Here is a 22030-nt window from a genome sequence, read left to right on the forward strand (position 1 = left end):
GGCTTTTTTATGCGCGCCGCGGCCCGCGCGCGCCGTGCTATGCCGCTCCCCGTATACCCCGACACGGCCAGGGGTGCCACTGCCGCCGGAGGCATTTCCGATAGAATGAATGTCTGGCTTTGATTTAAAGCACTAACCGAAGCAATTCATGTCCCGACGCATCATCCCTGTTGCCGATCTCAGTGCCGTGCCGGTGATTGCCGGCCCCGTGCAGACGCCCAGCGGCGCGCTGCACGACACGCTCGCGCGCCCGTTGCGCGATCTGCGCATTTCGGTCACGGATCGCTGCAATTTCCGGTGCGTCTACTGCATGCCCCGCGCGGTGTTCGACAAGGACTACACGTTCCTGCCGCACAGCGCGTTGCTGAGCTTCGAGGAAATTGAACGGCTGGCGCGGATCTTCGTCGCGCATGGCGTCGAAAAAATCCGTCTGACGGGCGGCGAACCGCTGCTGCGCAAGAATCTGGAGTTCCTGATCGACCGGCTCGCGCGCCTGACCACGCCGGCAGGCCGCCCGCTCGATCTGACGCTGACCACCAACGGTTCGCTGCTGGAGCGCAAGGCACGCAGCCTGAAGGACGCCGGTCTGACCCGCGTCACGGTGAGTCTGGACGCGCTCGACGACACACTGTTTCGCCGCATGAACGACGCCGACTTCGCCGTTGCCGACGTGCTGGACGGCATTGCCGCCGCGCATGCGGTAGGCCTCGCGCCGGTCAAGGTGAACATGGTCGTCAAACGCGGCACCAACGACGGCGAAATCGTGCCGATGGCGCGTCATTTCAAAGGTTCGGGCGCGGTACTGCGCTTTATCGAATACATGGACGTCGGCACCTCGAACGGTTGGAATATGACCGAAGTGCTCCCGTCCGCCGACGTGGTCACCCGCATCGCCGAACACTTCCCGCTCGCGCCGCTCGAAGCGCACAGCGCCGCCGAGACCGCCCAGCGCTGGGGTTATGTGGACGGCGGCGGTGAGATCGGCGTGATTTCGAGCGTGACGCGCGCCTTTTGCGGCAGTTGCACGCGAGCGCGTCTTTCCACCGAAGGCAAGCTCTATCTGTGCCTGTTCGCGTCGGCGGGGCACGACCTGCGCACGCTGGTGCGCAACGGTTCGGGCGATGCCGATATCGCCACTGCCGTCGCCGAAATCTGGCAAGGCCGCGGCGACCGCTATTCGCAACTGCGCGGCAGCCAGTCCGCCGATTCGCGCGTTCGCGACGGCCGCCGGGTCGAAATGTCGTACATCGGCGGCTGAGCGGCGGCGCATGAAACCTGCACGCGAACACATTACCGGCCTTTTGCTCGCTGGCGGCCGCGGCACACGCATGGGCGGTGCCGACAAGGGCCTGCAAACGCTGCACGGCGAGCCGCTCGCCGCCCACGTGCTCGAGCGCCTCGCGCCGCAAACCGGCGCCCGGCTGATCAGCGCGAATCGTCATCTGGAGGCTTACGCCGCACTCGGTGCGCCGTTCGGCGCCACGGTCGTGGCCGATACGCTGGCCGGATTTCCAGGCCCGCTGGCAGGCCTGCTCGCCGGCTTGCGCGCAGCCGGAACCGGCTATGTGCTCAGCGCGCCCTGCGACTCGCCGTGGCTGCCCGCCGAACTGGCCGAGCGCCTCGCGCACGCGCTGGACTCCAACGGCGCCGACATCGCCACGGTCAGCACCACCGACGCGCACGGCCGGGTGTCCCTGCATCCGGTCTTCGCGCTGTTGCGCAGAGATCTCGCGGACGATCTATCGGCCTTTCTGGAAGCCGGCGAGCGCAAAGTCCGCACGTGGTACGCGCGCCACAAGACGGTGGAAGTCGTCTTTACCGACGAGCGCGCGTTTTACAATATCAATTCGCTACAAGAACTCGCCGACCTCGAACGTGATTGAGGCCCCGGTTGAAATTCCGCTCCGGCCGCGCGGCAACTGCCGCTGCCGCCCCCGGCCGCGACGTCCAGCTCTTCATGACCACGCTTAACGAATTCTCCCGCTGCGTCGCGCAGTACGATCCTCACGCGCTACCCGTCCCGGCCGCTCAGGCGATTGTTCGCCAGTGGGCCGCACCGGTCACGGCCATTGAACGCGTGCCGCTGCGCGACGCGCTCGACCGCGTGCTCGCGGCCGATATCGTGTCGCCGATCGACGTCCCCGCCCACGACAACTCCGCGATGGACGGCTACGCGTTCAACCGCGCGGCACTCGCCGGCGGCGGCGCCGGCGTCGAGCTGGCCGTGGTCGGCAAAGCGCTGGCCGGGCACCCGTTCACGGGCCGCGTCGAAACCACACAATGCGTGCGCGTCATGACCGGCGCCTGCATGCCTGCCGGCTGCGACACGGTCGTGCCGCAGGAACTCGTCGAGCGCGCCGCCGGCGCCAGTTCGATCCGCTTCGCCGCCAACGCCGTGGCGGCCGGCGCGAACCGCCGCCTCGCCGGCGAAGATCTCGCACGCGGTCATATTGCGTTGCGGGCGGGCCGCATCATGCGCGCGTCGGACCTCGGTTTGCTGGCCTCGCTCGGCATCGGCGAAATCAGTGTCAGGCGGCGTTTGCGCGTCGCCTTCTTTTCGACCGGCGACGAATTGCGCTCGCTCGGCGAACCGCTCGGCCCGGGCTGCGTGTACGACAGCAACCGCTACACGCTGTTCGCCATGCTGCGGCGCCTGAATATCGACACGCTCGATCTCGGCGTGGTGCGCGACGAGCCGGCCGCGATGGAAGCCGCCCTGCGCAGCGCCGCGGCGAGCGCCGACGTGGTGCTGACCTCGGGCGGCGTCTCGGTCGGCGAGGCGGATTTCACCAGGCAGCTGCTGCAGACTTTCGGCGACGTCGCCTTCTGGAGTCTCGCCATGCGGCCGGGCCGCCCGCTTGCCTTCGGCCGCGTCTGGTCCGGCGAACGGCCGGGTCTTGGGCTTCCCGCGTTATTCTTCGGTTTGCCGGGCAATCCGGTCGCCGTGATGGTGACCTTCTATCAGATCGTGCGCGAAGTGCTGCTGCTGATGTCGGGCGCCACACCGCAACCGCTGCCGGTCATTCACGCCGTGAGCCGGCAGGCGATCCGCAAACGCGCCGGCCGCACCGAGTTCCAGCGTGGCGTCGCCGAACCGGACGCGCACGGACAATGGCATGTCACGCCAACCGGCTCGCAAAGCTCGGGCGTGCTGAGTTCGATGAGCGAAGCCAACTGCTTCATCGTGCTCGGACACGATGAAGGTGAGATTGGCGAAGGCGAACGCGTCGCGATCATGCTGTTCGACGGTCTCATCTGACGCCCGGCTCGCGGCACGCTCTCACCAGCGGTGAACAGGCAGTCAACAGGCGGCTCATTTACAGCTTCACCCATTACCACTACGACACACGGGTTTGACTTACATGAAAAAACAGATCTCGTTCATTGCACCGGGACAGACGGCCAAAGCACTGATCCTCGTGTACCTGACGTTTTCGGTACCGATCGTGCTGCTGGGCGTACTGGTCGCGTTCGTGCGCTATGGCTCGGTGGAGCTGAGCACGGTGTTCAGCGCGCTGCTGCTGAATGCGATTCTCGGCTTCATCCTGCTGTGGATCGCATGCCACGCATACAACTGGGTTGCGTCGCGCTTCGGCGGTATTGAAATCCAGCTGACCGACGCCCCGGAAGAAGCGTAATGCCCGCGACGATCCGTGCCGCCACGCCCGCGGATACCGGCGCGATCTTCGCGCTGACGTACGAGCTCGCGGAATTCGAAAGCCTCACGCATGTGTTCGTCGCGACCGAAGAAGGCCTGCACGACGCGCTGTTCGGCGCGCGGCCTTCCATCGAGGCGCTGGTCGCGGAAAACGAAAGCCGCATCGTCGGCTATGCGCTGTTCTTCCACAACTACTCGAGTTTCGTCGGCAAGCGCGGACTGTATCTCGAAGACGTCTATGTACAACCCTCGCAACGCGGCAGCGGTCTGGGCACCGCATTGCTTCGGCGCCTCGCCGCACTGGCGGTGGAACGGCAATGCGGGCGGTTCGAATGGACCGTGCTGGACTGGAACCGGCAGGCCATCAGCTTCTACGAAAAGATGGGCGCGACCGTCATGCCGGACTGGCGCGTGGTGCGCCTGACGGGTAACGCGCTCGAACAGCTGGCGGCGGGGGCTGACGCAGGTCAACCTCTCGCGCCTGCCCCATCACCTCTGCGTTAACCCAGTACCCTCATTGCTCTTCGGGTTCCACACCCGACAGCGCGTCGCCGAGCAACCCGCTCGCTTCCTCGCCAGGCAATGCCTCGACGTCGCGCAATCTGCGGCTCATGACACGGGTGCGCGTTTCCGCCGCCTCGATGGAACGCGTGACGGTTTCCAGTTGCGCCTTTGTTTTGGCCAGCACATCACCGAACTTGCCGAACTCCGTTTTCACCGCGCCGAGCACCTGCCACACCTCGCTCGAGCGCTTTTCGATCGCGAGCGTGCGGAAACCCATCTGCAAGCTATTGAGCAAGGCGGTCAGCGTGGTCGGCCCCGCAATCGTCACACGGTAGTCGCGTTGCAGCAGGTCCGTGAGGCCCGGCCGACGCAATACCTCTGCGTATAAACCTTCGGTCGGCAGGAACAGCAACGCGAAATCCGTGGTGTGCGGCGGCGACACGTACTTCTCGGCGATCGTGCGTGCCTCGGCGCGAATCCGCGCTTCGAGCGCGCGTGACGCTTCTTCCACCGCGACCGGATCGGCGCGCTCCTGCGCTTCGATCAGACGCTCGTAGTCTTCGCGCGGAAACTTGGCGTCGATGGGCAGCCAGACCGGCGTGGCCGCAGCGCCAGCCTCCGCGCGCCCCGGCAGCCTGATCGCAAACTCGACGCGCTCCGTGCTCTTCGGCACCGTCGCGATGTTCTTCGCGTACTGATCCGCGGTGAGCAGTTGTTCGAGCAACGCTTCCAGTTGCACCTCGCCCCACGTGCCGCGTGTCTTCACATTGGTGAGCACCTTCTTCAGATCGCCGACGCCCGCCGCCAGCGTCTGCATCTCGCCCAGACCGCGATGGACCTGCTCGAGCCGGTCGGACACCAGCTTGAACGACTCACCCAGACGCTGTTCGAGCGTGGCGTGCAGCTTTTCGTCGACGGTGCGGCGCATCTCCTCCAGCTTGACCGAGTTGTTCGTCTCGATATCCTTCAGCCGCTGTTCGATGGTCGCCCGCACCTCGGCGAAACGGCGATCGTTCGCCTCCGTGAGCTGGCCAAGCTGCAGGCTCAGCGTGTCGCCGAACTGTTTGAGCGAGCGGCCCTGCTCGTCGCGCGCCTGCTGGGCCTGCGCCTGCAGACTGTGGCGCACGGCGTCGAGCTGCTGCGCGAATCCGTCGATCTTGCCGCCCTGCACCGTCGTCATACTGCTGAACTGCGCGGCCAGCGTCTGCTGAAAATGCGCAAAGCCGCTGCTCTGCTCGGTACGCGACACGCGCGCGGTCTCGGCGATGTCATTGCGCAGTTGCCGTTCGAGGCGCTCATAGGCGTGCGCCTGCGCGTCGGTCGCGGCGTCCATGCGCTCGCTGAGCAGTTCGAAGTGTTCGCGGTTCCCGGCGCTATGACCGCGCATCAGCAAAGCCAGCGCGATGACCAATGCGACCGCCAGCACCGCGACGGCCGCCACCAGAATCATGGTCATGAACGCGCCTTGCCGATAACCCCGGGATTGACCGGATTCGGCGGCCGGCCCGCGCGCGGGCCTTCACCCAGCCCCGCGATCAGATTGTCCGCGGCAAGATTCGCCATAGCGCGGCGCGTGGCTTCGGTCGCGCTGGCAATGTGCGGCGTCAGCACGACATTCGGCACGCTCAGGAGGTCCCGATTCAGATTCGGCTCGCCTTCGAACACATCGAGACCGGCTGCTGCGATCTGCTTCGAGCGCAATGCCTCGACGAGCGCCGCGTCGTCGACAATGCCGCCGCGTGCGATGTTGGTAAGCGTCGCGCTCGGCTTCATCAGCGCGAGTTCGGCCGCGCCGATCGTGTGATGGTTTTCCTTCGTGTACGGAAGGACGAGCACGACGTGATCGGCGCGCCGCAACAGATCCTGCTTCGACACATATCCGGCGTTCAGCTCGGCCTCGATCTCCGGCGCGACGCGCGAACGATTGTGATAAATCACCTGCATGTTGAAGCCCTTCGCACGGCGCGCCAGCGCCTGGCCGATCCGGCCCATGCCGATCACGCCGAGCGTCGAGCCGTACAGATCGCTGCCGAGGAAACCGTCATACGTCCACTTCTGCCACTTGCCCGCGCGCAGCCAGTGCTCCGATTCGGCGATGCGGCGCGCCGCCGCCATCATCAGCGCCCAGCCGAAATCCGCCGTCGATTCGTTCAGCACGTCCGGCGTGTTGGTGCCGAGCACGTTAGCCGCGTTGAAGGCGGTCATGTCGAAGTTGTTGTAGCCCACCGCCATATTCGACACCACGCGCAGGCGCGGCGCCGCCGCGAGCACGGCAGCGCCAATCGGCTCGCCCGCGGTCAGCGCGCCGTCTTTGTCCGCGAGACGGCGTGTCAGTTCGTCAGCGGACAATACGTCGCCCTGATTCCAGTCGACGTCGAAATACTGTTTGAGCCGTTCGATCACATCGGGAAAGATCGGACGGGCGACGAGGATCTTCTGCATTGCAATTCTCCGTGTAGCGCGTCGAGTTCGATTGCCTCGACGTCAGAAAAAGAGCCAGCCGGTGACGAGGAAAAGCGGCAACAACACCGCGGCGGACCAGCCCAGATACGCGAAAAAACCCGGCATGCGAACGCCGCGCGACTCGGCGATCGCTTTCACCATGAAGTTCGGCGCATTGCCGATATACGTGTTCGCGCCCATGAACACCGCGCCCGCGGAGATCGCCGCGAGCGTGGTGGCGCCGGTGGTCATGAGCGCCTGCGCGTCGCCGCCGGCCAGGTTGAAGAACACGAGGTAAGTCGGCGCGTTGTCGAGAAACGAAGATAGCAGCCCGGTCGTCCAGAAGTACATCAGGTCGTGCGGCCGGCCCGATGCGTCGTTGACCAGATGGACGATGCCGGCGAAGGCCCCCGCCTCGCCCGCCCGCAGGATCGTGATGACCGGCGCGATCGTCACGAAGATGCCGGCGAACAGTTTGGCCACCTCTTCGATCGGCGCCCAGTTGAAGTCGTTGCCCGCGCGAGCCGCGCGCGGCGTGAGCGCCAACGAGAGCAACGTGACGCCGATCAGCGCGCCATCGCGCACGGCATTTTGCAGCGCGACGTGCGTGCCGAACACGTCGAACTCCACGCCCGGCTTCCATAGTCCGCTCAGCAGCACGAGCGCGACCACCGCGGCCAGAAGCACGAAATTGATCTTGCCGTCGATGCCGAGCAGCGACGAGTCGGGCGTGGGATCGAGAAAGCGCGAGCGCTCTTCTTCGCGCCGGTGAAAGTAGTACGAATCGAGCGCATGGAAACCGATCAGCAACACCCCGCAGACGAACAGCATCGGCAGCGCCAGATGCGTGGTGGTCCAGAAGAAACTCACGCCCTGCAGAAAGCCGAGAAAGAGCGGCGGGTCGCCCAGCGGCGAAAGCGAGCCGCCCGCGTTCGCCACCAGGAAGATGAAAAACACGACCACATGCACCACGTGCTTGCGATTGTCGTTGGCGCGCAGCAACGGGCGGATCAGCAGCATGGCCGCGCCAGTCGTGCCCATGATGCTCGCGAGCAACGTGCCGAGCGCGAGAATCCCGGTGTTCAGACGCGGCGTGCCGTGCAGATTGCCGCGCACGCAGATCCCGCCCGCCACCGTGTACAGCGCCGTCAGCAGCACAATGAACGGAATGTATTCTTCGAGCAGCGCATGCACGAGCGTGCCGAACGCGACGCCGGTACCGAAGCTGAGTGCGAACGGCACGAGGAACACGAGCGCCCACGCAGCCGCGATCTTGCCGAAATGGTGATGCCAGAACACCGGCGCGATCAGCGGAAACACCGCGATCGACAGCAGCATGGCCGCGAACGGCAGCCCCCACAACGCCGACATGGCGGCGCCGTCAAGCGTGGCGGCGGAGGCCAGTTGCGGCCAGCCAGCCAGCGTCAATGCAGCCGCGAGCCCCATGCCCGTGCAGACGGCACGTCCTTTCATAGCGTTTGAAGTCCTTGTTATTGCCGGCGGCCACGCGTGAGCACATGCGCCCCGTGGCACAGCCGCGCTTGCCGCTCAGACGCCCTGCACGACAATCACATGCACCCGGTAAGGCCCATGCGCGCCGAGCACGATGGTCTGCTCGATATCGCCGGTACGCGAAGGCCCGGAGACGAAATTGACCGCGCGCGGAAGTTCACCGCGCTCTTTGCGGATCAGTTCGAACGCCTCTTCATGACCCGACACGATGCGCGAAGCCGGTACGACGGCAATGTGCGTTTCCGGCAGCAAACCGGCCGATGCATAAGTTTCCGGCCCCGACAGCAGCACGAGCGTGCCGGTCTCGGCGGTCGCGCAGAAGCAGCCGGTGAGACCGACCACGTCGCCGTCTCGCGGCTTGCGGAATTCGACGGTGAGGCCGGCTTCGGCCCACTGCAATTCCTGCAGCGTTTGCCAGGCAATGGCCTGCAACGGCAACGCGTGTTGCGTGAGGTAGCGATGCGCCGCAGCCGGCACGTCGCTCAGTGCCTCGACCGAATCGACCGTGGTCGCCATTTTGCGAGCTTGTTCGATGAAGCGCGCGACGAGATCAGCCGGCATCTCCGGACGCGGCCCGGCAGGATGGCGCGCCAGGTAGTCCGCGGCGGCTTCGCGCTCGGCGGCGGAAGGCTCCGGCTCACGCCCTTGCGCTGCGCGGATGCGGGCCAGTATGTTGCGGCGGGCAATCGATGTATCCATGTGCGAAGTCCTCGTGTCGACAGCCGTGCGGGATGGCGGGAATTATACCGGCCGCCTTGTGCGCGACCACCCTGGCCGAATGGCCGATTGCCGCGCATCGCCCACGCGGCTTACGCTATAGCCAGTTGCCATAGCCGGCTGCGAGCCGCGTTACTTCGCCGCCTCTTCCTCGGGCTGCGCAATGCCGAACACCTGGCGCAGGTAAGCGAGGTAAGCCTTGTCTTCGCACATGTTCTTGCCCGGCGAGTCCGACAGCTTCGCCACCGGCTGGCCGTTGCAGCGAACCATCTTGATGACGATCTGCAGCGGGTTATAGCCGAGGTCGTTGGTCAGGTTCGTGCCCACGCCGAACGCCAGCTTGCAGCGGCCGCGAAAGCGCTCGTAGAGTTGCAGCACTTTGGGAATGTCGAGTGCGTCGGAAAATACGAGGATCTTGGTGCGCGGGTCGCAGCGATTCGCTTCGTAGTGCTTGAGCAGACGTTCGCCCCAGTCGAACGGGTCGCCGGAATCGTGGCGCGCGCCGTCGAACAGCTTGCAGAAATACATGTCGAAGTCGCGCAGGAACGCCTCCATGCCGTACACGTCGGACAGCGCGATACCCAGGTCGCCGCGGTATTCCTTGGCCCACATCTCGAAGCCGAAAATCTGCGAATCGCGCAGCCGCGGACCGAGCGCCTGACACGCCTGCAGGTATTCGTGCGCCATCGTGCCGAGCGGCGTGAGGCCGTGCTTCATTGCGTAGAAGACGTTGCTGGTGCCGGCGAACTGCTCGCCGAGGCCCTCTTTGAGCTTGAGGATCACTTCCTCGTGCCATTGCTTCGAGAAGCGGCGGCGCGTACCGTAGTCGGCGATCTTGCAGTCGGCGAATTCCGGACGCGCGCCGAGGAGCTTGATCTTCTCGACGAGACGGCCGCGCCCTTCGCTATAGTCCGGCTTTTGCTGGGTGTTGCGGAAGTAGACTTCGTTGACGATCGCGAGCATCGGAATCTCGAACAGGATCGTATGCAGCCACGGCCCCTTGATCTCGATGTCGATTTCGCCATTGCCCTTGGGCGAAGGCCCGATCGAAATGTATTTTTCGTTCAGATGGAACAGCGCGAGAAACTCGATGAAGTCGCCCTTGATGAAGCGCATGCGGCGCAGGTAGTCGAGTTCGTCGTCGGTGAAGCGGAGTTGGCAGAGCTTGCGCACTTCGTCGCGAATCTCGCCGATATACGGCACGAGATCGACGTTCGGCGTGCGGCAACGGAAGCGATATTCGACGTTCGCTGCGGGAAAGTGATGCAAGACCACTTGCATCATCGTGAACTTGTACAGATCGGTGTCGAGCAGCGAAGTAATAATCATGATGGTGCGAACTGAACTGCAGGAAAACGGAAGGCCCGACACGAAAGGTCCGACTCACCCATGCGCATACGGCACGCCCCGTGCGCACCGACCTCACGCATGTTACCCGAATGCGTCCGGATTCAGCGCGCCGCCGGACTCGCGCGCCGCGTGCAGCGGGAAGCGACTTCGAGGGCCGCCATAAACTAATCACGAAAACGTATAAAAGGCGTGGTCCGATGCTGCATGCGCCTCTTGACGTTACGATACAATAGCGCTTTTGGCGTTTGCGCCTCCCCAGATACCGCATGCAGGAGCTGCCTGAATGACTCACGTTGTGACCGAAAGCTGCATCAAGTGCCGCTATACCGACTGTGTCGATGTGTGCCCGGTGGACTGCTTTCGCGAAGGTCCCAACTTCCTCGCGATCGACCCCGATGAATGCATCGACTGCGCAGTGTGCGTGGCCGAATGCCCGGTGAACGCCATTTATGCCGAAGAAGACGTGCCGGGCGACCAGCAGAACTTCATCGAACTGAATGCCGATCTCGCGAAAAGCTGGCCGAGCATCACCAAGACCAAGGCACCGTTGCCGGAAGCGGACGAGTTCAAAGACGTGAAGGACAAGCTCGAGTTGCTCGTACGCTGAACCTCGCTGCCTGCCGCGTGCGCAGCCGAATTCGAATGAAATCGAGATGAGCGCAGGGTATTGACAGCCGCTTAAGCTCCTCCTACAATTTTGTTTCTCTGCTGTTGTTGTTCTGTTCCTCGATAGCTCAGTCGGTAGAGCGCCGGACTGTTAATCCGTAGGTCCCTGGTTCGAGCCCAGGTCGAGGAGCCAAGAATTGCAAAAGCCCGTTAACCAAGACGGGCTTTTTTATGTAGATCAGGCTGTATTTGATCAAGCTGTACTGCTGTTCCTCGATAGCTCAGTCGGTAGAGCGCCGGACTGTTAATCCGTAGGTCCCTGGTTCGAGCCCAGGTCGAGGAGCCAAAATTTTGAAAGGCCCGCATCCGTGCGGGCCTTTTTGTTTTACGCGTCATATTTTCTGGACGCCGTATCACCCCGCCGGCACATCTCGCAGTCGATGCTCGCGCCGCAATCCCCAACAGGCACGGGCGCGCTGAACTGGCTCATCCATACGAGCCCTATGATCCGCTCGCCGTTATACGATGGCGGTTTCCGGCACGCACCCCGCGCCCACCCAGGCGCTCAATCTCTGGCGATCCCATGAAATCCACTTTGTTGAGCATCGCGCTCGCGGCGGCCGCCGCACTTCTGCTGCCCTCGGCACACAGCGAAGAAGTCGGCAGCGTCAATACCAATTTCCGCATCACGGGTTCCGACCGTGTGGTCGTGGAAGCCTATGACGATCCACTGGTTCAGGGCGTGACCTGCTACGTGTCGCGGGCGCGTACCGGCGGCGTCAAGGGGACGCTCGGCATCGCTGAAGATCCCACCGAGGCGTCGATCGCCTGCCGCCAGGTCGGCGCGATTCATTTCACGGGTCCGGTGAAGCAGCAGGCCGACGTGTTCTCCGTGAGCATGTCGCTCATCTTCAAGTCGCTGCACGTGGTGCGCGTGGTGGACGCGAAGCGCAACTCGCTGGTGTATCTCACCTACAGCGATCGGGTCGTCAGCGGCAGCGCGAAGAACAGCGTGAGCGCCGTGCCGATTCCCGCCGGCATCACGATCCCGCTCAAGTAAGCATTCCACCCGGTGGCAAAACGCACCCGGCCGGCACTGTGGTGTGAAGCGGCGGTGTGAAGCGGCGGTGTGAAGCAGCGGCGTGAAGCAGCGGCGTGAAGCCGTGGAACGAGCGCCAGCCGATGAAGCGGCGCCAGTCCCGACGCGCTACACTGACCGGTCCTGCCGGACCTTCACCATGACTACCGCCCATCGTTTCCAGGACTCCGCCCGCTACTGGCGCACGCCGCTTCTGCCCGGCGCGGATCTGCTCACGGCCGAATACCACGATCACGAGTTCACGCCGCATTGGCACGATGCGTACACGATTCCGGTGATCGTCGCGGGCGCCGAAGAGTATCGGTATCTCGGTTCCGACTATGTCGCCGAAGCCGGCAGCGTGCCGATCATCAACCCCGGCGAGTTGCACACCGGCTCGAAGGCGGTCGAGGCAGGCTGGCGGTATCGCGTGATGTATGCGCCGGTGGAGTTCATCCACGATCTCGCCAATGAAATCAGCGGCAAACCGCAAGCCTTGCCGTGGTTTGCGCCTGGCGTGATCCGCGATCCTGATCTGGCTACGCGGCTGGCGCAAGCGCATCGTCTGCTGGAGGCCGGCGGCGACGCGCTCGCCGCCGAAGCCGCCATGCTCGACGCGTTGTCCACGCTGCTGGTGCGCTATGCGCAAACGCGCCCGGAGCGCTCGCGCCTCGCCACCGACGACGCTCGCGTGGCGCTCATGCAGGAGTGCTTGACGGCGGACCTCGCCGAACCCGTGACGCTCGCCGAAGTGGCCCGGGCGGCAAGCCTCTCGCCGTTCCACGCGGCGCGTCTTTTCACTCAAACGACCGGTCTGCCGCCTCACGCATGGCGCAATCAGGTGCGCCTGCAACGCGCGCTCGCCCCACTGCGCGCCGGCGTGTCGGTCACGGACGTCGCCGCGGCCAGCGGTTTCACCGACCAGAGCCATTTCACGCGACACTTCCGGCGCATGTTCGGCGTGCCGCCGGGACGCTGGCAGGCCGCCTGACCTGCCAGCAATGCAGCAGCCCAGCCCAGCCCCGCAAGAACGTACAAGCCCCGCCCGGCCACCCCCGCTATGCTTCCAGAACCAAGGAGGCAAGATTGATCCATCGCACCGAAGCCCAGCCCACCAGCCAGGGCCATTTAAAAGAGTTCACCGCGGGCGCGCGCGACATCATTCCGATGATGGTCGGCGCGGCGCCTTTCGGCGTCATTTTCGGCACCCTCGTCGCGTCCGGCCCGCTGCACTTATGGCACGGCCAGCTGATGTCGCTCGTCGTGTTCGCCGGCTCCGCGCAGTTCATCGCACTCGGCCTGATCGCCGGTCACGCCAGTTTCGCCGTAATCTGGGCGACCACGCTCGTGGTCAATCTGCGTCATGTGCTGTACAGCGCCACGCTCGCACCACACGTCGCGCATCTGTCGGCACGCTGGCGCTGGGCGCTCGGCGCGCTGCTCACGGACGAAGTCTTTGCCGTCGCGTGGGAACATTACCGGCATAGGGAGCCCGGCACCGTCGGCCCGCATTACTTCTTCGGCGCGGGTCTCGCCATGTATCTGAACTGGCAGATCTGGACCGTCGCCGGCCTGTTGTTCGGCGCGGCGTTTCCGGGGCTGCAATCGCTCGGCCTCGATTTCGCGATGGTCGCCACCTTCATCGCGATCGTCGTGCCGCAACTCGTCGCGTTGCGCTATATCGCGGCGGCCGTCACCGCGGGCACGCTGGCCTTCTTCTGGCAGGCATGGCCATACAGACTCGGGTTGCTGGGCGCAGTATTCGCGGGCGTGGCGGTCGGCGTCCTGCTGTCGACCTCACGGCCTAACCTGCGCGGCACGGGCAAGACCGCGGAGGCGTCGCGATGAACTATGTCGTTCTGATTCTCGGCATGGCGGCCATCACGTGGGTGATCCGCGCCGCCGTCTTCGTGCTCGGCGACCGGCTGGTGTTTCCGCCGCTCGTGCGCACCGCCCTCGGCTTCGTGCCGGTCACCGTGCTGACCGCGATCATCGTGCCGATGGCGGTTTCCCCGCACGGCGGCAACGCCGAACTGACCTGGCGCAATCCGCAACTGGTCGGCGCACTGTCCGCAGTGCTCGTCAGCGCGTTGACGCGGCGGCCGCTTCTGACCATCGCGGTCGGCCTGGCGGTGTTTTTTGCCTGGCAAGGTCTCGTGCTGAAATAGGCGCACGCCGCTTTCGTGGCGGCATCCACGCCGTCCCGGCTTGCGGCAGGCGCGCGCATGCCGGGCGACGCTTCCCTCTAAAGCGCGCGCCTGAACCCGGTATAACCCTTAAGTTTCCCCCAGATCCGCCGTTATGCAGTCGAGGTCCGCTCGTCGGGATACATCCCGCTGTTACGCGGCAACAGGCAGGAATCAAGCGCGCCGGCATTGAACGCCGCGTCTCCCAAGGCCCGCGCGGCCGGGCGGCGCGACGAGGCCGCGCGGCAGGACCAAACGGGATATGTCATGGGTCAAATCACCCTCACGCTCAAAGACGAGACCATCGCGACGCTGCGCAAGGATTTCGAAGCTTTTCTGCGGGTCTCGCTGAAGCTCGATCCGCAGTTCGCGACGCCGTCGTTCGAGGATTTCTTGCGCGCCAAGCTGCTCGACAACATGGTGCCGCTGACCGAACACGCGGTTCAGCGGATGTTGCAGGGTGGCCAGTACGCGTGGGCCAAACGCACGCTCGACAAGGAGTTTCCGGACGTCGTCGCGATCCTGATGCGGCAGGCGGGCGAATTCGGTTTCGGCTTCGCGGCCCGTTCGGAGTGGACCCCGGAAGAGCTGGCCAAACAATGTCGCGAGTGGGCGGCGGCGATCGTCAAGGAAGCGGAAGGCGACGCCGCGCTGATCGACCCGCTCGCGGCGCAGATCAAGAGTGCGGCGCAGGACATTCAGGCGCTCGAGGAAGTCATGCAGACGCCGGCCTGGCGGCTGGTGGAATCATTGCGCCAGCGCGTCTACGAAGCCAAGGTGGCGTGTGAAACGAGCGTGGGCAGCACCGCGCGCGAAAAGCTCGGCGAACTGCGGGGGCTGCTGCGGCTGGGGATTTCGCACGGCTCGTTCCAGAAGCAGGAAGCGCAGCAGATCATGGAATTCCTGCGTTTGCTGAAGCCGGAGATTTTCGTGGAAGAGCCGTATGACGTGTTCTCGCGTATGGCGGCCTGGCTGCGCAACTTCTTCGTGCCGCCGCGTCCGGCGCCACAGCAACAGCAACAGCAACAACGCCATTCGCGCTGAAGAGTAAGGCGTTTGGAACGGCCGCCGGGTCACCGGTAGCCGACCAGTCGGCGCGCAGCGCCGCGTGAAGAGCAGAACGGCGCCGGCGCCCAGCCCTCAATCCCACATCTTCCTGAGCTTCGCCGCGATCTCGATCTTCGCCTGCGCGGCCGCGGCCAGCCCCGCCGCCGTGGGCGCGCTCGGAACCGGCACGCGCGGCCATGCATAGGCGTCGAACAGCGGCATCAGATGCGCGGGAATGAAGCGCGTGCGCGACGCCCACACGTGACGATCGCCCATATGCGTCTGGTTGTGCACGTAAAAGCGCTGCGGCACGACGATATGCAGGTCTTCTTTCGCGCGCGTCATCGCCACGTACAACAGACGGCGCTCCTCGTCGATTTCCTCTTCGCTGCCGGTGCCGAGATCGGACGGAATGCAGCCGTCCACGCCGTTCAGCACGAACACGTTGCGCCACTCCTGGCCCTTCGCGGAATGGATCGTGGAGAGGATCAGGTAGTCCTCGTCGATCAGGGGCACGCCGGATTCGTCGCTGGTGGCGTCGGGCGGATCGAGCGTCAACTCGGTCAGAAAGCGTTCACGCGACGCATACGTGCCCGCGATGCTCTCCATCTGCAACACGTCCGCATGACGGATCGCCGCGTCCTCGTGGTTGCGCTCGAGATGCGGCTCATACCAGCGGCGCACCATCTCGAACTCGGCAGGCCACGGCGTCTGGCGCCCGTACACGCTCGACATCAGCTTGACGAACGGATGCCAGTCTTCCTGCGCGCGAGCCGGCGCGGCGAACGCGGCCAGCGCGCCGCCGGCCGTGTCGGCAGGATTGCCGCTGCCCGCGCGCGCGACGATTTCGTCGAGCACCTTCGCCGCCGTGGCCGGCCCGACGCCCGGCAGCAACTGCACGACGCGGAACCCGGCCACACGATCGCGCGGATTTTCCGCCCAGCGCAGCACGGCGAGCACGTCCTTCACGTGAACCGAATCGAGAAACTTCAACCCGCCGAACTTCACGAACGGAATGTTGCGCCGGGTCAGCTCGATCTCCAGCGCGGCGCTGTGATGCGCGGCGCGAAACAGCACCGCCTGCGACTTGAGCTTCATGCCCTGCTCGCGCGCCTCGAGCACCTGTTCGACGACGTAGCGCGCCTGATCGGCCTCGTCGGCGACGCTCACCAGACGCGGGCGTTGTGCCGACGCCTTGTCGGTCCACAGATTCTTCGTGTAGCGCTCGCTGGCCAGTTCGATCACCGCATTCGACGCAGCCAGAATCGGCGCGGTGGACCGGTAATTGCGTTCGAGCGTGACCTGTCTGGCCGGTGGATCGAAGTGCGCGGGAAAATCGAGAATGTTGCGCACGGTGGCGCCGCGAAACGAATAGATCGACTGGGCGTCGTCGCCGACCACGGTCAGGCCGCGGCCGTCTGGCTTCAGCGCGAGCAGGATCGACGCCTGCAGCCGGTTGGTGTCCTGATATTCGTCCACCAGCACGTGGTCGAAACGCGCTGACAGGTCAGCGGCGATGGCCGGCTCGGCGGCCATAAGCGACCAGTAAAGCAGCAGGTCGTCGTAATCGAGCACGCTCTGTTTCTGCTTCGCCTCGACGTAAGCGGCGAACAGCATGCGCAGATCCGCCTCCCATTCACGGCACCAGGGAAACGCCTTGTCGAGCACCTGGCTGAGCGACGCGCCGGTGTTCACGACGCGCGAGTAAATGGCAAAACACGTGCCCTTGGCCGGGAAACGCCGCTCTTTCGCCGACAAACCGAGTTCGTGGCGCACGAGGTTCATCAGGTCGGCGGAATCCTCGCGGTCGTTGATCGTGAAGGCCGGCGCGAGGCCGATCAGGTCCGCGTACTCGCGCAACAGCCGCGCGCCGACACTATGGAACGTGCCCGACCACGTCAGCCCTTGCGCGAGCGCGGCTCGCGTGCCGAGCGCCGCGCCGGCGATGCGCGTGACGCGGCGAATCATTTCGAGCGCCGCGCGGCGCGAAAAGGTCAGCAACAGGATGCGGCGCGGATCGGCGCCGTTCACGACCAGATTGGCGACCCGGTGTGCGAGCGTGTTGGTCTTGCCCGAGCCGGCGCCCGCGATCACCAGCAGCGCGCCGGGCGGCGCCGTGGGCGTATCGGCGCCATATTCGACGGCTTCGCGCTGCGCGTCGTTGAGCCTGGCCAGCCAGGCGGCGGTATCGAACGGCGGGGATTCGGCGACGGGAAGCACGATCGGTTTGGGCGGTGGGTGGATTCAGTACGGCGACGCATACTGTATATCCATACAACCCTCACAGACAAGCGACCCTTTTTTTCGGCCGCGCTTCATCGGCAAGGTTTAGCCTGCCGTGTGTCTCTTGAGCGCAATAAAAATGGCCCGTGACATTGAAAGCGCACGGGCCATTCTTCAATCTGAAAGCCACAACGGGAACCGTTCGTTCGCTGCCCGTTGTCTACCGCAAAAACCTGCTACTGCTTCTTCGCGTCCTTCACATTCGCGTCGGCGTTGGCCTTGTCGGCGTCAGCCTGCGCGTCGGTTTTCTTCCTGTCGGCCTTGGCTTGCGCGACGGACGCCTTCTTGTCCGCCTTCGACTGCTCCTTGGCCGCCTTCTTGTCGGCATGCGTGACCGGCGCCACGGCCGGATCGCTAGCCTGCGCGAAGGCAAAAGAAGAGAGGCAACCCGCAATCAGCGCGGCGCAGATCCTCGACTTCACGGATTGGGTAATTCTCATGCGATACCTCCATCAGACGGGATGCGCGGACCCGGCGGACCATCAACGCGGCGGCGATAATTCAAACCATCACACCGCCGCCCTGCCGCTAGCCTCAATGCTTGACGTCAGCACCGTCCGACTGGTCGGCCGCCTGCCCTTGCATATCCATCTTCATTTCGTTGTTGGCGGCCTGTTTGTCCGCCTTCTGGTTGATCTTGGCGCCGCGTACCTGTTCCTTGTACTGCGACTTGGCCGCCTTCTGCTGCGCCTTCAGGTCCGCCTTGGATGCCTTCTTCGACGCGCGATATTCGGCGTTGGCCTGAGCATTGGCGTCGCGCTTCTGCACCAGCGGGTCGGTCGAACCCGACGCCGTCAGGCGCGCGGGCGGCGGCGTCACCGGCTGCACGCCCTGCGCGGCGGGCGCCACGTCGGCGCCTTGCATCTGGACCTGCGGCTGGCCGTTGGCGCCGTCTGCCGGTTGCGCGGTCTGCGCGACGGCGGCGGTAGCCGTGAAAGCGGCGGCGCTAAGGGCCGTGCTGATCAGAAGCGTACGAATCTGGGTCATGGCTAATCCTCTCTAAAGTTGTTGTGACGCGGGCGACCTGTCCGGTCTGCGCATTCCTGAGCCGCTGTGCGAGCGCACTCTGCGCGCCTCGCCCGGTCTACTCGCTGCCAGATAAATTCAGCAGGCTTTCCCACTGACCTGCACTTTACGAGTGAAGTTCGAATCCTACGACCGGTGTTACGCAACGTTTCACTTTCTGACAAACGCATAACCTCTGCTTGCAGATACTCACGCGAAGCGCACGCGAGTTCGGCGCGCACCTCGAACTTCATCCAGGGCAAGCTTCTGGCTTATCATGCGAACCCTTTGCCTGAAGGCGCAAACGCCATGCCCAACCTTGATTTCACGCTCACCGGCGACTACGTCGAACTGCACAATCTCCTGAAGATAACCGGGCTTGCGGACAGTGGCGGCTCCGCAAAAATGATGGTGGCGGACGGAGCGGTCACCGTCGACGGCCGGGTCGAAACGCGTAAAACCTGCAAAATCCGCGCGGGCCAGGTCGTGCTGCTCGGCGATACGCGGATTGCGGTCCACGAGGCTTAACCGGCAGGCCGCCACGCAACTCCGGGAAACCGGAGGCCCGCACGCACCAAAATCGTGCTTCGTCCATCGACAGCGCGGCGCCCACGCAATAAGCTGTCAGTTCCGATAGATAAACAACCGGCTGACACATCCGGCTGGCGGTTGCCCCGTGCTTTCGCCAGGGCTCACCGAGCCGCCGCCTTCGCCACCGCCCGCGCGCATGCCGCGCCGGCTGTCGCGCCAGTCGTTCGCTCGTCGCCACTTCCGCCGCCAGGCGTTCCATGACTCAATCCGGCTTCACCCGGGCGGCCGCAAGGCCGCCAACCCTGACCCGCCACGCGGCGGACACCGCCCGGCTCGCCGCGCCGCTCGCCATCGCGCAACTCTCTCAAATGGCGATGGGTGTCACCGACACGATCCTGCTCGGCTCGCTCGGCCCCGACGCACTCGCAGCCGGCGGCCTCGGCGCGAACCTGTTTTTCGTGGTGGTCACGCTGCTGCAAGGCGTGCTGACCTCGGTAAGCGTGAGCGTGTCGCACGCGCGCGGCGCCGCGGACGAGGGCCGCGTGCCGCACATCTACTGGACCGGCTTCGTGCTGTCCGTGCTGCTGTCGGTGCCGGCGTTCTTCCTGCTCTCGTTCGCCACGCCGATCCTGCTCGCTTTCGGCGAGCCCGCCCTGCTCGCGCACAACGTCGGCGAGTACGCGGCGGTGCTGCGCTGGGGGTCGCTCGGCAGCCTGGTCGGCGTCGGCCTGATGCGCTCGTTCCTGCCCGCGATCGGCGCGGCCAAACGGCTGCTGTGGGTCTCGCTGGCGAGCGTCGGGGTGAACGGTTTTCTGAACTACGGGCTGATCCACGGCGCCTATGGTTTGCCGCGGCTCGGTTTTCTCGGCTCGGCGGCCGCGACCTCGATCACCGTCTGGCTGAGCGCGCTCGTGCTGATGGCGCTCTTGCACCTGCGACCGCGCTATCGCCATTTCGTCGTCGCCACCCGGCCGAACGTGCCGCTGATGGGCGAACTGTTCGGCATCGGCTGGCCGGTCGCGATCACCTACGGCGTCGAGTCGACGCTCTTTCTCGCCACCGGCCTGATGGTGGGCCTGCTCGGCGAGTCGCAACTGGCCGCGCATCAGATCGCGCTGAACGTCGCCTCCGTGGCGTTCATGGTGCCGCTCGCGATCGGCCAGGCGGCCAACGTGCGAGTCGGCTTCTGGTCCGGCGCCGGCCAGCCGCTCGCCGCGCGCCACGCGGGGTTTGTCGCGCTGGCGCTCGGCGTCGGCTTCATGACGCTGTCGGGCCTCGTGCTGATCGCCGCGCCGCACTGGATCGTCGGCCTCTATCTGCATCTCGACGATCCGGCCAACGCGGCCACGGTCGCGCTCGCGAGTTCGCTGCTCGGCGTGGCCGCGATCTTCCAGATCGTCGACGGCTTGCAGACGGTCGGTTCAGGCTGTCTGCGCGGCCTGAAAGACACCCGCGTACCGATGATCGCCGCCGCGTTCGGTTACTGGGTAATCGGTTTTCCGACCGGCTACACGCTGGCGTTTCACTTCGGCCTGGGCGCGCGCGGCTTGTGGTGGGGACTCGCCGCCGGCCTCGCGAGCGTCGCGCTGCTGATGACGCTGCGCTTTCACAAGCTGAGCCTGCGGCGCGTGCCGGCGAAGCCCGGCGCGCAGCCGGCCAAATCCGTCTGAAGCCGGGCTTACAGCGCCTTCCGCCGCCGGGCGCGGCGTCTGCCGAATCCGTTCCGGCCCGGCGCCTATGGTTGCACGCGCAACCATAGGCGCACGGAAAACTCGCTGCGAAAGTAAAATACGCATTTCGGCGCACTCGCGCACACCCGCGCCCACACGCCGAAAAACCTGCTTGCGCGCCTCACGAAGGCCCGCGCTGCCTGCGCCGCCCGAAGGTTCACCACCCGCCGTCACGGCTCGCCACTCTCACGCGGCAGACCCCCGACTGCACGCCACCGCCGGTGGCGCGCCGCTCGATCGACCCTGCTTCTCGCGATAAAACATAACAAGGATCACCCGTCATGCTTGCCCGCGTCACCCGTCTTTTTCCGCTCTGGGCCGTGCTCGTTTCGATTGCGGCGTACTTCTCGCCCGCCTCGTTCTCAGGCATAGCGCCGCACGTCACCACGCTGCTGACCATCATCATGCTCGCGATGGGCGTCACGCTCTCCGTGGCCGATTTCCAGCGCGTCTTCACGCGGCCCGCGCCGGTGATCGCCGGCATCGTGCTGCACTATCTCGTCATGCCGCTCGCCGCATGGGTGATCGCCAGGGCGCTGCGCATGCCGCCCGATCTCACCGCCGGCATGGTGCTGGTGGGCAGCGTGGCAAGCGGCACGGCGTCGAACGTGATGATCTATCTGGCGCGCGGCGACGTTGCGTTGTCGGTGACGATCAGCGCGCTGTCCACGCTGGTCGGCGTATTCGCGACGCCGCTGCTCACGCGTCTTTACGTGGACGCCTCGATCGCCGTCGACGTGCACGGCATGCTGATGAGCATTCTGCAGATCGTCGCGTTGCCGATCGTGGTCGGCCTGATCGTCAATCATCTGTTCGGCAAGGTGGTGCGCAAGATCGAACCGGTTCTGCCGCTGATCTCGATGATCGCGATCGTGCTGATCATCGGCGCGGTGGTGGGCGGCACGCAGAAGAGCATCGCGTCGGTCGGCCTCGTGGTGATGCTGGGCGTAGTGTTGCATAACGGCATCGGCCTGCTCGGCGGCTATTGGGGCGGGCGTCTCCTCGGCTTCGACGAAGCCGTGTGCCGCACGCTCGCCATCGAAGTCGGCATGCAGAACTCGGGCCTCGCGGCCACGCTCGGCAAGCTCTATTTCACGCCGATCGCGGCGTTGCCGGGCGCGCTGTTTTCGGTGTGGCACAACCTGTCGGGCTCGTTGCTCGCCGGCTACTGGGCAGGGCGTCCCGCGAAAGGCTCGACGCATGTGGACAGTGAACAGGTATTGAACGCCGAACGCGGCTAGCGGGATTTTCGCGCGGTGATACGCGGCGTGTTCGCTTCCTGATAGCGTCGCGCTGCGCCGCGTACCGCATCACGCGAGCAACCAGCAATCAACAGGCGGAACAACGAAACCCGCCAGCATGATTCCCCTTAGAATGCATT

22 protein-coding genes and 2 tRNA genes are annotated in these 22030 nt (G+C 65.1%); 16 read left to right on the forward strand and 8 right to left on the reverse strand.

The window, feature by feature from the left end:
- Positions 1–148 precede the first annotated feature (148 nt).
- The 5 genes from moaA to BXE_RS16670 all read left to right on the forward strand — a co-directional run bounded on the left by moaA (position 149) and on the right by BXE_RS16670 (position 4162).
- Positions 149–1258 (forward strand): GTP 3',8-cyclase MoaA, encoded by a 1110-nt coding sequence (moaA, locus tag BXE_RS16650; RefSeq protein WP_011489406.1) that lies wholly within the window; start codon positions 149–151, stop codon positions 1256–1258.
- A gap of 10 nt (positions 1259–1268) precedes the next feature.
- A complete protein-coding gene (mobA, locus tag BXE_RS16655) occupies positions 1269–1883 on the forward strand; it encodes a molybdenum cofactor guanylyltransferase MobA (RefSeq protein ID WP_011489407.1) in 615 nt (204 codons plus the stop codon).
- A gap of 74 nt (positions 1884–1957) precedes the next feature.
- On the forward strand, positions 1958–3259 hold the full coding sequence (gene glp, locus BXE_RS16660; protein WP_038458605.1) for a molybdopterin molybdotransferase MoeA: 1302 nt from the start codon (positions 1958–1960) through the stop codon (positions 3257–3259).
- A 103-nt stretch (positions 3260–3362) separates the two neighbouring features.
- Positions 3363–3638 carry a hypothetical protein gene (locus BXE_RS16665; protein WP_006053283.1) on the forward strand — a complete coding sequence of 92 codons (276 nt, stop codon included), beginning with the start codon at positions 3363–3365 and terminating at the stop codon, positions 3636–3638.
- Complete coding sequence (locus tag BXE_RS16670; RefSeq protein WP_011489409.1) at positions 3638–4162, forward strand: GNAT family N-acetyltransferase; 525 nt, start codon at positions 3638–3640, stop codon at positions 4160–4162. The genes BXE_RS16665 and BXE_RS16670 overlap by 1 nt, the downstream gene beginning before the upstream one ends.
- A 10-nt stretch (positions 4163–4172) precedes the next feature.
- On the opposite strand, the gene BXE_RS16675 is transcribed toward BXE_RS16670, so the two are convergent.
- The 5 genes from BXE_RS16675 to pncB all read right to left on the reverse strand — a co-directional run bounded on the left by BXE_RS16675 (position 4173) and on the right by pncB (position 10162).
- The gene (locus BXE_RS16675) at positions 4173–5618 is read right to left on the reverse strand and encodes a DNA recombination protein RmuC (protein ID WP_011489410.1); all 1446 of its coding nucleotides are present in this window, start codon (positions 5616–5618) and stop codon (positions 4173–4175) included.
- Positions 5615–6604 carry a 2-hydroxyacid dehydrogenase gene (locus tag BXE_RS16680; protein ID WP_011489411.1) on the reverse strand — a complete coding sequence of 330 codons (990 nt, stop codon included), beginning with the start codon at positions 6602–6604 and terminating at the stop codon, positions 5615–5617. The genes BXE_RS16675 and BXE_RS16680 overlap by 4 nt, the downstream gene beginning before the upstream one ends.
- Before the next feature lie 42 nt (positions 6605–6646).
- Positions 6647–8077: a sodium:proton antiporter gene (locus BXE_RS16685; RefSeq protein ID WP_011489412.1), complete on the reverse strand. Its 1431-nt coding sequence runs from the start codon at positions 8075–8077 to the stop codon at positions 6647–6649.
- 75 nt (positions 8078–8152) lie between these two features.
- A complete protein-coding gene (locus BXE_RS16690) occupies positions 8153–8815 on the reverse strand; it encodes a LutC/YkgG family protein (protein ID WP_011489413.1) in 663 nt (220 codons plus the stop codon).
- A gap of 150 nt (positions 8816–8965) precedes the next feature.
- Entirely contained in the window at positions 8966–10162 is a 1197-nt protein-coding gene (pncB, locus tag BXE_RS16695) for a nicotinate phosphoribosyltransferase (protein ID WP_038457489.1), read from the reverse strand.
- Between the two features lie 304 nt (positions 10163–10466).
- On the opposite strand from pncB, the gene fdxA reads away from it, so the two are divergent.
- From fdxA to BXE_RS16735, 8 genes are all read left to right on the forward strand, one after another.
- The gene (fdxA, locus tag BXE_RS16700) at positions 10467–10790 is read left to right on the forward strand and encodes a ferredoxin FdxA (protein WP_007180949.1); all 324 of its coding nucleotides are present in this window, start codon (positions 10467–10469) and stop codon (positions 10788–10790) included.
- Positions 10791–10906: 116 nt separating this feature from the next.
- Positions 10907–10982 (forward strand) — tRNA-Asn (locus tag BXE_RS16705).
- 77 nt (positions 10983–11059) lie between these two features.
- Positions 11060–11135 (forward strand) — tRNA-Asn (locus BXE_RS16710).
- A 237-nt stretch (positions 11136–11372) separates the two neighbouring features.
- A complete protein-coding gene (locus BXE_RS16715) occupies positions 11373–11849 on the forward strand; it encodes a CreA family protein (RefSeq protein ID WP_011489415.1) in 477 nt (158 codons plus the stop codon).
- Between the two features lie 178 nt (positions 11850–12027).
- A complete protein-coding gene (locus BXE_RS16720) occupies positions 12028–12858 on the forward strand; it encodes a helix-turn-helix transcriptional regulator (RefSeq protein ID WP_011489416.1) in 831 nt (276 codons plus the stop codon).
- Between the two features lie 95 nt (positions 12859–12953).
- Positions 12954–13715 carry an AzlC family ABC transporter permease gene (locus tag BXE_RS16725; protein ID WP_011489417.1) on the forward strand — a complete coding sequence of 254 codons (762 nt, stop codon included), beginning with the start codon at positions 12954–12956 and terminating at the stop codon, positions 13713–13715.
- Positions 13712–14035, forward strand: a complete 324-nt coding sequence (locus BXE_RS16730; protein ID WP_011489418.1) for an AzlD domain-containing protein — start codon at positions 13712–13714, stop codon at positions 14033–14035. Before BXE_RS16725 ends, BXE_RS16730 begins: the two co-directional genes overlap by 4 nt.
- Before the next feature lie 285 nt (positions 14036–14320).
- Entirely contained in the window at positions 14321–15097 is a 777-nt protein-coding gene (locus BXE_RS16735; protein WP_011489419.1) for a DUF4088 family protein, read from the forward strand.
- A gap of 96 nt (positions 15098–15193) precedes the next feature.
- On the opposite strand, the gene BXE_RS16740 is transcribed toward BXE_RS16735, so the two are convergent.
- The 3 genes from BXE_RS16740 to BXE_RS16750 all read right to left on the reverse strand — a co-directional run bounded on the left by BXE_RS16740 (position 15194) and on the right by BXE_RS16750 (position 18370).
- On the reverse strand, positions 15194–17320 hold the full coding sequence (locus BXE_RS16740) for an ATP-dependent helicase (protein WP_011489420.1): 2127 nt from the start codon (positions 17318–17320) through the stop codon (positions 15194–15196).
- A 239-nt stretch (positions 17321–17559) separates the two neighbouring features.
- On the reverse strand, positions 17560–17823 hold the full coding sequence (locus tag BXE_RS16745; RefSeq protein WP_011489421.1) for a hypothetical protein: 264 nt from the start codon (positions 17821–17823) through the stop codon (positions 17560–17562).
- A 94-nt stretch (positions 17824–17917) separates the two neighbouring features.
- Positions 17918–18370: a hypothetical protein gene (locus BXE_RS16750; protein ID WP_011489422.1), complete on the reverse strand. Its 453-nt coding sequence runs from the start codon at positions 18368–18370 to the stop codon at positions 17918–17920.
- A 327-nt stretch (positions 18371–18697) separates the two neighbouring features.
- On the opposite strand from BXE_RS16750, the gene BXE_RS16755 reads away from it, so the two are divergent.
- From BXE_RS16755 to BXE_RS16765, 3 genes are all read left to right on the forward strand, one after another.
- Positions 18698–18916: an RNA-binding S4 domain-containing protein gene (locus BXE_RS16755; RefSeq protein ID WP_011489423.1), complete on the forward strand. Its 219-nt coding sequence runs from the start codon at positions 18698–18700 to the stop codon at positions 18914–18916.
- 260 nt (positions 18917–19176) lie between these two features.
- Positions 19177–20589, forward strand: coding sequence for an MATE family efflux transporter (locus BXE_RS16760; RefSeq protein ID WP_011489424.1), 1413 nt, complete (start codon positions 19177–19179; stop codon positions 20587–20589).
- A 341-nt stretch (positions 20590–20930) separates the two neighbouring features.
- Positions 20931–21890, forward strand: coding sequence for a ketopantoate/pantoate/pantothenate transporter PanS (locus BXE_RS16765; protein WP_011489425.1), 960 nt, complete (start codon positions 20931–20933; stop codon positions 21888–21890).
- The last annotated feature ends 140 nt before the right edge of the window (positions 21891–22030 follow it).

Origin of the sequence: Paraburkholderia xenovorans LB400 (assembly GCF_000013645.1) — a bacterium.
Classification (GTDB): domain Bacteria; phylum Pseudomonadota; class Gammaproteobacteria; order Burkholderiales; family Burkholderiaceae; genus Paraburkholderia; species Paraburkholderia xenovorans.